The following is a 6,111-nucleotide window of genomic DNA, read 5'->3' on the forward strand; positions in this document are numbered from 1 at the left end:
CGGCACTGGGTTAATCGTCGAGGCGCTCTTCTAACTGGCGCACTTCGTAGGTGAGCTTGTCGAGGAACTGCATGCGCCGCATCAGGCGTTCGGCCTGCTCACGTTGCGCAGCGTCATTCCAACAGGCTGCGAAGCTTTGGTTCAGTTCATCCTGCGCGGTTTTCAGGCGACGCTTGAACGCTGCAATACCGGCCATGTCGGCGCTGTCTTGCAGGTCTTCGAGCTCTTCACGCAACTCCATCTGCTGCAGGAGAAACGCCGGATCATGCACCGTGACCTCCAGTGGCAGCTCGCCACCATTCAAAGCGAGCAGGTATCGTGCGCGCTTCGGGGGACTTTTGAGCGTCTGGTAGGCCTCGTTGAGGCTCGCGGATTGCTCTAGCGCCAGACGCTGCTCGCGCTCGGAAGCGTCCGCAAAACGGTCCGGATGAACACTGCGCGCCAACTCACGGTAGCGCGTAGCCAGCTGATCGAGGTCCAGATTGAAACTCGGTTGCAGCTCGAATAAAGCGAAATGACAAGGAGTACCCACAAGTAGCCTCAGATATTGAAGCTTTCGCCGCAGCCACATTCACCGCGTACGTTGGGGTTGTTGAACTTGAAGCCTTCGTTCAACCCTTCCTTGACGAAATCGAGCTCGGTGCCGTCCAGGTAGGCCAGGCTTTTCGGGTCGATGATCACTTTTTCGCCGTGACTTTCGAACACCTGGTCCTCTGCAACCACCTCGTCGACAAACTCCAGCACGTAGGCAAGGCCAGAACAGCCCGTGGTGCGAACACCCAGACGTATCCCTTCACCTTTGCCGCGCCCGTTGAGGGAGCGTCGCACGTGTTGAGCAGCCGCTTCTGTCATGCTGATAGCCATCGGTGACTCCTTACTCGTCGCCAAAAATCAGATCAAGCCTTTCTTCTGCTTGTAGTCGCGAACGGCCGCTTTGATAGCGTCTTCAGCAAGTACGGAGCAGTGAATTTTCACTGGCGGCAAGGCCAGTTCTTCGGCCAGCTGAGTGTTTTTGATGGTCTCTGCTTCATCCAGAGTCTTGCCTTTCATCCACTCGGTCGCCAGGGAGCTGGAAGCGATAGCAGAACCGCAACCGTAAGTCTTGAACTTGGCGTCTTCGATGATGCCTTGCTCGTTGACCTTGATCTGCAGGCGCATCACGTCGCCGCACGCCGGGGCGCCGACCATGCCGGTGCCGACATCCGGGTCTTCCGCGTCCATCTTGCCGACGTTACGCGGGTTTTCGTAGTGGTCGATGACCTTTTCGCTGTAAGCCATGATTCTTAATCCTCACTCATCAGAGAGTCGCTCTTGAAGCCCTGCGAACCTGGGTTCGACAGGGCTGGTTTGCGGCGACTTGAAATCAGTGTGCCGCCCACTCGATTTTCGAAATGTCGACACCGTCTTTGTACATGTCCCACAGCGGCGACAGAGCGCGCAGCTTGGTAACGGCCTCGCAGACTTTCTGCGCGGCGTAGTCGATTTCTTCTTCGGTGGTGAAACGACCGAAGGTGAAGCGGATCGAGCTGTGTGCCAGTTCGTCGTTGCGGCCCAGTGCGCGCAGTACGTACGAAGGCTCCAGCGAAGCCGAGGTGCAAGCCGAGCCGGACGAAACCGCCAGATCCTTGAGCGCCATGATCAGCGACTCGCCTTCAACGTAGTTGAAGCTCAGGTTCAGGTTGTGCGGAACGCGAGCGGTCATGCTGCCGTTGACGTACAGCTCTTCCAGGTCTTCGACCTGCTTGAAGAAACGGTCGCTCAGGGCTTTGATGCGTACGTTCTCGGCAGCCATGTCTTCCTTGGCTACGCGGAAGGCTTCGCCCATGCCGACGATCTGGTGGGTCGCCAGGGTGCCGGAACGCATGCCGCGCTCGTGACCGCCGCCGTGCATGGTCGCTTCAATGCGAACACGCGGCTTGCGGCTGACGTACAGCGCGCCGATGCCTTTAGGGCCGTAAGTTTTGTGGGCGGAGAACGACATCATGTCGACTTTCAGCTTCTGCAGGTCGATCTCGACCTTGCCAGTGGACTGAGCGGCGTCGACGTGGAACAGGATGCCCTTGGAGCGGGTCAGTTCGCCGATGGCCGCGATGTCGTTGATGGTGCCGATTTCGTTGTTCACGTGCATGACCGAAACCAGAATGGTGTCGTCACGCAGGGCTGCTTCGATCATTTCAGGCGTAACCAGACCATCGGTGCGAGGCTCGATGTAGGTCACTTCGAAGCCTTCACGCTCCAGTTGGCGCATGGTGTCGAGGACAGCCTTGTGCTCAATCTTGGTGGTGATCAGGTGTTTGCCTTTGGTCGCATAGAAATGCGCCGCACCCTTGATTGCCAGGTTGTCGGATTCGGTGGCACCGGAGGTCCAGACGATTTCACGCGGGTCGGCGTTGACCAGGTCTGCGACCTGACGACGAGCGTTTTCGACGGACTCCTCAGCTTTCCAGCCGAACACGTGGGAACGGGACGCCGGGTTACCGAAGTTTCCGTCGACCAGCAGGCATTCACTCATTTTTTGCGCAACACGCGGATCAACCGGGGTGGTCGCAGAGTAATCAAGGTAAATCGGCAATTTCATGGACTATCTCCTAAATCAGGCTGGCTGGCGTGCCGCTAGCTCTTTGGCTGTCATTCGACGGCGGACGCTTCAATCTTGTCCAGGCGTGGCGCCTTGCTGTTGCAACGGCGCTGGTCCTGACGCTGGGCTACTTCTTGTACCTCACGGCGAGTGACAAGGTCAGCCAAGCTGATACCGCTCAGAAACTCGTGAATCTGCAGGCTCAGATCGCACCACAAGTGGTGAGTCAGGCAGGTGTCGCCTTGATGGCAATCGCCCTGGCCCTGGCACTTGGTGGCATCGACCGATTCGTTTACCGCATCGATCACCTGGGCAACCTGAATGCCCTGCATGTCGCGGGACAGCTGGTAGCCGCCGCCCGGACCACGGACGCTCGATACCAGATTGCTGCGGCGCAACTTGGCGAAAAGCTGTTCGAGGTAGGACAGGGAGATGCCTTGGCGCTCGGAGATATCGGCCAGGGACACCGGCCCGTGCTGCGCGTGCAACGCCAGATCGAGCATGGCGGTCACGGCGTATCGGCCTTTTGTAGTCAGTCGCATGGACAATTACCACGGAGTTCGGAATGGGGCGAGTATGCAATTCCCGAGTATTTAAGTCAACTATAAGACCTAGTACTTTAGTCAGGATTACCCGCAAAAGAGCGGCAGCATCATAGCAAAGGCGGGGCGGTTACAGCCAGCGAATGCGCGTTGCCGTTCTTCGCGAGCAAGCCCGCCCCCACATGGGATCTTCGTCGCACACAAAATCTATGGCCACTGGAGATTCAATGTGGGAGCGGGCTTGCTCGCGAAGGGACCAACTCGGTTTAGCTGGCCTGACTCTGATCCTTGTCCTTCACACAGGCGAAATCTTCTTCGCGCAGCTCAGGCAGATCTTTCGCACAGTAATTGCTGCCCAGATCCTTCAGCGCCCCGCACATCCCCTCCAGACGACCATCAACTGCCTGCAGATGATCAAGCAACTGATTGATGGCGCGCGCCACCGGGTCCGGCATGTCTTCGCCAACACCGTAGGCATCGAAGCCAATCTTCTCGGCCATTGCCTTGCGCCTGGCATCCTGCTCTTCGTCGGATTTGACGATGATCCGCCCTGGAATGCCGACGACAGTCGCGCCGGCCGGCACAGCCTTGGTCACCACGGCGTTGGAACCAACCTTGGCACCCGCGCCAACGGTGAACGGGCCGAGCACCTTGGCACCAGCACCTACCACAACCCCATCTTCCAGAGTCGGGTGACGCTTGCCTTTATTCCAGCTGGTGCCACCGAGAGTCACACCTTGATAAAGGGTGACATCGTTGCCGATCTCTGCAGTTTCACCGATGACAATGCCCATGCCATGGTCAATAAAGAAGCGCCGACCCACCTTGGCACCCGGATGAATCTCGATCCCGGTCAACCAGCGACCGAAGTTCGACACCAGCCGCGCCAGCCATTTCAGCTCGGCACGCCACAAGGCTGCCGACAGGCGATGGATCCAGATGGCGTGCATGCCCGGGTAGCAAGTCAGGACTTCAAAAGCGTTACGCGCCGCCGGGTCACGATGGAAAACACTCTGGATATCTTCACGCAAACGCTCGAACATCATTAATCCTTCCGCTTTAGAAGCTCACCACGGGCCGCTTTCTGGGTTTCCGTGAGGATGCCACGCAATATATTCATTTCCGCCCGGCTGACCGAGCTTCGTCCGTACAACCGACGCAGGCGCGCCATCAAGTGCCGTGGCTTTTCCGGATCGAGGAATTCAATGGCCACCAGGGTTTGTTCCAGGTGTTCATAGAACCGCTCCAGCTCATCCATGGTCGCCAGCTCAGCGCTTTTGACGGAGGCCACTTCTTCCTTCTCGACCTTGCTCGGCTGACCTTCGGCCGCCAGCCAGGACATGCGAACTTCATAGCTCAACACCTGCACCGCTGCCCCAAGGTTCAGCGAGCTGAACTCAGGGTCTGATGGGATGTGCACGTGATAATGACATCGCTGCAGCTCTTCATTGGTCAAACCGGAATCTTCGCGACCGAATACCAGTGCGATTTCCGCGCCCTGCCCCGCCTCCTCGACCACTTTCGTCCCGCATTCGCGTGGATCGAGCAACGGCCAGGGAATGCGACGATCACGGGCGCTGGTGCCCAGCACCAGATTGCAGCCGACCAAGGCATCTTCCAAGGTGGCGACGACTTGCGCGTTTTCAAGGATGTCCCCGGCGCCGGAGGCACGCGCATCGGCTTCGTGGTGCGGGAACAAACGCGGTTCGACCAGCACCAGCCGCGACAGGCCCATGTTCTTCATGGCACGCGCAGCCCCGCCGATATTGCCGGGGTGGCTGGTATTGACCAGGACGACACGAATGTTATGCAGCACGGGAGGCGTTCTCGAACACAATTTTGGGAGCAGAATCTTACAGTTCATCCTACCGTTAAGCTATGAAAGCGAACACCAACCTTCACCTGTAGAAAAGTTCTGATAGAATGCCCGGCTTTCTTTAACAACCTTAGGTGACACATCCATGCAGCCCATGCTGAATATCGCGCTGCGCGCCGCCCGCAGCGCCAGTGAATTGATCTTCCGCTCCATCGAGCGCCTGGATACCATCAAGGTCGACGAAAAAGACGCCAAGGATTACGTATCCGAGGTGGATCGCGCCGCTGAACAGAAAATCATCGACGCGCTGCGCAAGGCTTACCCGAACCACTCGATCATGGGTGAAGAAACCGGCATGCACGCCGGCACCGGGATCGAAGGCGAAGAATACCTGTGGATCATCGATCCGCTGGACGGCACCACCAACTTCCTGCGCGGCATTCCTCACTTCGCAGTCAGCATCGCCTGCAAATACCGCGGTCGCCTGGAACACGCTGTTGTTCTGGACCCGGTTCGCCAGGAAGAATTCACCGCCAGCCGTGGTCGCGGCGCTCAACTGAACGGCCGTCGCCTGCGCGTCAGCGGCCGCACCAGCCTGGACGGCGCCCTGCTGGGTACTGGCTTCCCGTTCCGTGACGATCAGATGGACAACCTCGACAACTACCTGGGCATGTTCCGCGCCCTGGTTGGCCAGACTGCCGGCATCCGCCGTGCTGGCTCGGCGAGCCTGGACCTGGCTTACGTAGCAGCCGGTCGTTTCGATGCATTCTGGGAGTCGGGCCTGTCCGAGTGGGACATGGCTGCAGGCGCCCTGCTGATCCAGGAAGCCGGCGGTTTGGTGAGCGACTTCACCGGCAGTCACGATTTCCTCGAGAAAGGCCACATCGTTGCCGGTAACACCAAGTGCTTCAAGGCAGTGCTGACGGCGATCCAGCCGCACCTGCCGGCCTCGCTGAAGCGCTAAGCTCGCAGCGACAAAAAAGCACCCTTCGGGGTGCTTTTTTTATGCCTGGAAATCCATCCCTAGAACACCATCGCCCCCTTGTAGGAGCCGGGGTGGGGGGGGTGGGGGGGGGGGGGGGTTAACCCCTATACCCCGCCCGCCCGGGCCGACAGGGCGTTTGGGTGTGTCCAGTAATGCCGGCCCACAAAAAACCCCCCCCAGCGGGGGTGTT

The 6,111-nt window shown here is 58.9% G+C and carries 8 protein-coding genes; 1 reads left to right on the forward strand and 7 read right to left on the reverse strand.

Going from position 1 to position 6,111, the window contains the following annotated elements:
* Positions 1-10: 10 nt before the first annotated feature.
* From hscB to trmJ, 7 genes are all read right to left on the reverse strand, one after another.
* On the reverse strand, positions 11-532 hold the full coding sequence (gene hscB, locus FBY04_RS05435) for a co-chaperone HscB (protein ID WP_084320778.1): 522 nt from the start codon (positions 530-532) through the stop codon (positions 11-13).
* An 8-nt stretch (positions 533-540) separates the two neighbouring features.
* Entirely contained in the window at positions 541-864 is a 324-nt protein-coding gene (gene iscA, locus FBY04_RS05440) for an iron-sulfur cluster assembly protein IscA (protein ID WP_007903589.1), read from the reverse strand.
* Positions 865-891: 27 nt separating this feature from the next.
* Entirely contained in the window at positions 892-1,278 is a 387-nt protein-coding gene (gene iscU, locus FBY04_RS05445; protein ID WP_003443374.1) for a Fe-S cluster assembly scaffold IscU, read from the reverse strand.
* Between the two features lie 85 nt (positions 1,279-1,363).
* Complete coding sequence (locus FBY04_RS05450; protein ID WP_084320777.1) at positions 1,364-2,578, reverse strand: IscS subfamily cysteine desulfurase; 1,215 nt, start codon at positions 2,576-2,578, stop codon at positions 1,364-1,366.
* A 50-nt stretch (positions 2,579-2,628) separates the two neighbouring features.
* Entirely contained in the window at positions 2,629-3,120 is a 492-nt protein-coding gene (gene iscR / locus FBY04_RS05455; protein WP_007903581.1) for a Fe-S cluster assembly transcriptional regulator IscR, read from the reverse strand.
* Positions 3,121-3,386: 266 nt separating this feature from the next.
* Positions 3,387-4,163: a serine O-acetyltransferase gene (gene cysE / locus FBY04_RS05460; protein WP_084320776.1), complete on the reverse strand. Its 777-nt coding sequence runs from the start codon at positions 4,161-4,163 to the stop codon at positions 3,387-3,389.
* A gap of 2 nt (positions 4,164-4,165) precedes the next feature.
* Positions 4,166-4,936, reverse strand: coding sequence for a tRNA (cytosine(32)/uridine(32)-2'-O)-methyltransferase TrmJ (gene trmJ / locus FBY04_RS05465; protein WP_084320775.1), 771 nt, complete (start codon positions 4,934-4,936; stop codon positions 4,166-4,168).
* Positions 4,937-5,081: 145 nt separating this feature from the next.
* On the opposite strand from trmJ, the gene suhB reads away from it, so the two are divergent.
* A complete protein-coding gene (gene suhB, locus FBY04_RS05470; protein WP_084320774.1) occupies positions 5,082-5,900 on the forward strand; it encodes an inositol-phosphate phosphatase in 819 nt (272 codons plus the stop codon).
* Positions 5,901-6,111 lie beyond the last annotated feature (211 nt).

The sequence above is a fragment of the Pseudomonas sp. SJZ080 genome (assembly GCF_007828295.1).
Taxonomy (GTDB): domain Bacteria; phylum Pseudomonadota; class Gammaproteobacteria; order Pseudomonadales; family Pseudomonadaceae; genus Aquipseudomonas; species Aquipseudomonas migulae_A.